We start from the raw sequence: 3,996 nt of genomic DNA on the forward strand, positions 1-3,996 counted from the left end.
CAGGGGGGACCCTGTGGGAGAGTAGGACGCCGCCGAACAATCATTGTGGGAAAGCCCCGCACCTTCTGGTGCGGGGCTTTTCTGCGTTTACGGGCTTTTCTCCTCCGCGAGGTGATCACCTTGGCCGCACTCCATGACTTCGTGACCTAGGAGCCGGTGTTGCGCCGGCTCCGGGCCGACAACGCGGAGGTCCTCGCCGCCCCTGGGGCCCACATCGCGGGCCACATCGGCCAAGGCGGTTCCACCATGCCGTGGCGGCGCCGGGCCGCCGGTCGGGGGCATGCCGTGATCGAGGAGCTCAAGGCCATCACCGCCATGACGGAGGGGATACAGGAGGCGGTGCAGATCGAGGGGCTGGACGGCGTCTCGTTCATGGCGGAGATCTCGCCGACAGGGAAGACCGCGCTCCATGTCCTCTGCCCCGGTCCGGCCGTGGAAGGGGGCATCGCCACCGCCCGTCTTGGGACGCTGGTCCTGGTCGAAGGGGCCGTCGCCGAACCCTGGCGCCGGCTGCCTGATCCGACGCCCGACGCGGTGCCGGCGCCGTCCGCGGACCCGGCGTTGCTGGAGCGGACCCTCCGCGAACGGCTGCCCGACGCCATCGGCGCCACCGAGGAGGAGATCTCCGGGGCGGAGGAGCGGCTCGGCATCACGCTGCCGGACGAACTCAAGGCTCTGTACCGGGTGACACGGGCACGGTTGGCGGACTGGGGCGACGAAGAGGAAGCGTACGGAGCGTCCGGCCGCGTCTTCGAGGCGGTCGGCTGCGAACTCGGCTCCCTCGACTTCCTCTACGTCGCGGATGCGTCGTCCCGTCCGGCGTCCTGGGAGTTCACCGCGACACGAGCCGTCGTCACTCCCCCCGACGCACCGGTGCAAGGCCTCGTGGGCTCGCCGGGCTGGCTCGTCTTCGGCGACAACGGAGGCGGCGACCGCATCGCGGTCGACCTGACACCGGGTCCGGGCGGACACACGGGTCAGATCATCATGCTCGACCACGAGCAGTTCATCGGTGCCGAGTTGCTGGCGGACTCCCTCACCGACCTGGTGATGGGCCGGGGGCGGCGGTGGCGCCAGAGGGACGGGGGCCGGCCGCCCGTGGTGGCAGGAGTCGACGCCCGCGAGCCGGACAGTGCCGTGGCAGCGGCTCGACCCGAGCTCGAGGTCCTCACCATCGGAGCCTGGGAAGGACCACCGGTCAGTCTCGCCGCCTTCGCCGGGCTTCCCCGCCTGCGGACCCTGATTGCCCAACCCGGCACGCTCGCCGACCCGTTGGAGATCGCCGAGCTGGCTGGGCTGGAGTTCCTGGAACTCGCGCCGCAGGAGTGGCGCGTACTCCTCGACGCGGGAGCCGTTCCGCGCAGCCTGCTGGCAGCCCGGATCCGCGTACGCGGTGACCGCGACCCGCTCGCGGCAATGGACCTCGCCAACGAGCTCCTCGCTCTCTGGGACCGCCCTCTGGTGACCAGGACCGTCCTGGAAGGAGACTTGGGCCCCTCGGCCGTCTCCTGAAGGCCTGGACCCCAGCCGGGGCCGTGCGGGTCACGCTGTGCTGTCGGTGGCGGCTGGCATGATCACCGCCATGTCTGATCCCACCCCCGCCATCACCGCCTACTGGGACGCGGCCGCGACCGCGTTCGACGATGAGCCGGACCACGGCCTGCGCAACGCGGACACCCGTGCTGCCTGGGCCCGGTACTTGGGCTCGTGGGTGCCCGCCGGGCCGGCCGATGTCCTCGACGTCGGTTGCGGCACCGGATCGTTGTCCGTACTGCTGGCCGAAGCCGGGCACCGCGTCACCGGCGTCGACCTGGCGCCACGGATGGTGGAACGGGCCAGAGCCAAGTTCCTGGCTGCGGGCCTTCCGGGCCGGTTCCTGGTCGGCGACGCCGCCGTTCCGCCGACCGGCCCGGAACGATACGACGTGCTGGTGTCCCGGCACCTGTTGTGGACCCTGCCCGACCCGGAAGGCGCGCTGCGCGAATGGGTCGCCCGGCTGCGGCCTGGCGGCCGGCTGGTACTGGTCGAAGGACGGTGGCGGGAGGCCGGGCAGAGCGGCGTCCCCTATGTCGCGGGAGCCGAATCACTGCCCTGGAACGGCGGCATCACCGCCTCGGACCTGGCCGCCGCCGTCCGCCCCCTCGTGGCAGACCTCCGCGTCGAGCCGCTCAGCGGTGACCCCCGGCTGTGGGGCGGAACCGTCACCGACGAGAGGTACGCACTGATCGCCCACCTGTGATCCGCTGGTCGCTCCGGGGCACCAGAACGACCTTGCCGAGGTTGCGGCGCTGCTCGATGACGGCGTGCGCGCGGGCGGCCTCGGGGAGCGGAATCTCCGCGTGGACGGCGGTGCGCAGGGTGCCCGCGTCGCGCAGCTCCCAGAGTTCGCGCCGCCAGCGGGCGTACAGGTCGGGCCGGCCGAGGGCGATGGCCCGCATCTGGAAGCCGATCACCGATGCCCCGCGGACCAGGAGTTCGTACGCCTCCACCGTGCCGCCGCCGGAGCTGAAGGCCACCAGCCGCCCGCCCGTGGCGAGGGCCCGGACGGCGGGGCCGAGGAGGTCGCCGCCGACTCCGTCGAGGATCACGTCGTACGGAGCGCCCCAGTCGGCGTCCTCGTACAGGACGACCTCGTCGGCGCCCAGGCCACGGACGAAGTCGGCCTTGTCGGCGCTGCTGACGGCGGCGACCACGCGCCCCGCCCCGCCGGCCTTGGCGAGCTGGAGGGCGAGGGTGCCCACGGCGCTGGCCGCCGCAGTGACGAGGACGGACTCGCCCGGCCGTACGTGCGCGGCCTCGTACGCCCCGCGGGCGACCAGCCCGCTGCGGACCAGGGCGACCGCGTCCACGGCGGTGGCGCCGCCGGGGACGGGGGAGGCCATCGCGGCGTTCAGCACCGTGTACTCGGCGTAGGCGTCGGCGAAGCAGAGCCCGGTGACGCGGTCCCCGACGGTGAAGTCGGTGACGCCCTCACCGGTGCCGACGACCACCCCCGCCACCTCCCCGCCGAACGAGACGGGCCCGCTTCCCTCACGCACCTTGCGGACGGTGGGCAGCGTGACCCCGATGGCCTCGGTCCGGACGAGCAGCTCCCCGGGCCCGGCCGCGGGTCGGTCTGCTTCCTCGGCGAACAGGACTTCGGGCCCACCGTTGACCTCATGGCGAATGCGCAGCACAGGACCTCCCCGATACGGTTTCGTTGGACATCCCAACGATAAGCTCAAAGTCGTAGGGAAGGCCAACGGTTTTTGGGTAGGGTGCGCACATGACCTCCGCCCTCGGACACATCCAGTCCCTGCCCACCTGGCTCGTCGGCCGCGTCGCGGCGCGCGGACGGGGCCTGGTCGCCGACGCGATCGCCGCGGAGGGTCTGAAGCTCATGCAGCACGCCGTGCTTGCCGCGACCGCCGAGTACGGCCCCGTGGCCCAGGCGGACCTGGGGCGCCGGCTCGCGGTGGACCCGAAGGACATGGTCGGGATCCTCAACCACCTCCAGGAGGCGGGCCTCGTACTGCGCACCCCGGACCCGGCCGACCGGCGCAAGAACGCCGTCACGGTCACGCCGGAGGGGGAGGCCGTCCTGGCCCGCTGCGCGGTGCTCGCGGAAGCGGCGAACGCGGAGCTGCTGGCCCCCCTCTCCTCGGCTGAGCGGGACACGCTGATGGCCCTGCTGGCGCGGGTGCACGAGGCCCCCGCGCCGTTTTGACACCCCAGGAGCAGGGTTGTAGAGTTAAACGGTTGCCTCGAACTGGACAAGTTCGGCGACCACCACTCCACAGGGAATCTCATCCCGGGTGGAGTGCATTCGACTCTCCATTCGGAAACGTTGAAGCCGGGAAATCCGGTGGAAAACTTCTGATAGAGTCGGAACCGCCGGAAAGGGAAAGCGTGAAAGCGCAGAACCTCGAAAGCGCCGAGGAAATCGGACACGAAAGAGTCTGATAGAGTCGGAAACGCAAGAACGAAAGCCCGGAGGAAAGCCCGAGAGGGTGAGTA

Annotated in this window: 4 protein-coding genes; 3 read left to right on the forward strand and 1 reads right to left on the reverse strand. The window is 71.3% G+C overall.

The features are described from left to right. The first annotated feature begins 315 nt into the window (after positions 1-315). Both ACZ7IF_RS39200 and ACZ7IF_RS39205 read left to right on the forward strand, forming a co-directional pair. Positions 316-1,512 carry an SMI1/KNR4 family protein gene (locus tag ACZ7IF_RS39200; protein WP_470981823.1) on the forward strand — a complete coding sequence of 399 codons (1,197 nt, stop codon included), beginning with the start codon at positions 316-318 and terminating at the stop codon, positions 1,510-1,512. A gap of 70 nt (positions 1,513-1,582) precedes the next feature. Continuing rightward, the gene (locus tag ACZ7IF_RS39205) at positions 1,583-2,239 is read left to right on the forward strand and encodes a class I SAM-dependent methyltransferase (protein WP_470981817.1); all 657 of its coding nucleotides are present in this window, start codon (positions 1,583-1,585) and stop codon (positions 2,237-2,239) included. Here the strand turns inward: ACZ7IF_RS39205 and ACZ7IF_RS39210 are convergent. Beyond that, the gene (locus ACZ7IF_RS39210; RefSeq protein WP_470981819.1) at positions 2,202-3,176 is read right to left on the reverse strand and encodes a quinone oxidoreductase family protein; all 975 of its coding nucleotides are present in this window, start codon (positions 3,174-3,176) and stop codon (positions 2,202-2,204) included. The two genes, ACZ7IF_RS39205 and ACZ7IF_RS39210, sit on opposite strands and share 38 nt — an antisense overlap. A gap of 89 nt (positions 3,177-3,265) precedes the next feature. Between ACZ7IF_RS39210 and ACZ7IF_RS39215 the strand changes: the two genes are divergently transcribed. Further along, positions 3,266-3,706, forward strand: coding sequence for a MarR family winged helix-turn-helix transcriptional regulator (locus ACZ7IF_RS39215; protein WP_470981821.1), 441 nt, complete (start codon positions 3,266-3,268; stop codon positions 3,704-3,706). The last annotated feature ends 290 nt before the right edge of the window (positions 3,707-3,996 follow it).

This window comes from Streptomyces sp. NPDC037421, from assembly GCF_055602105.1.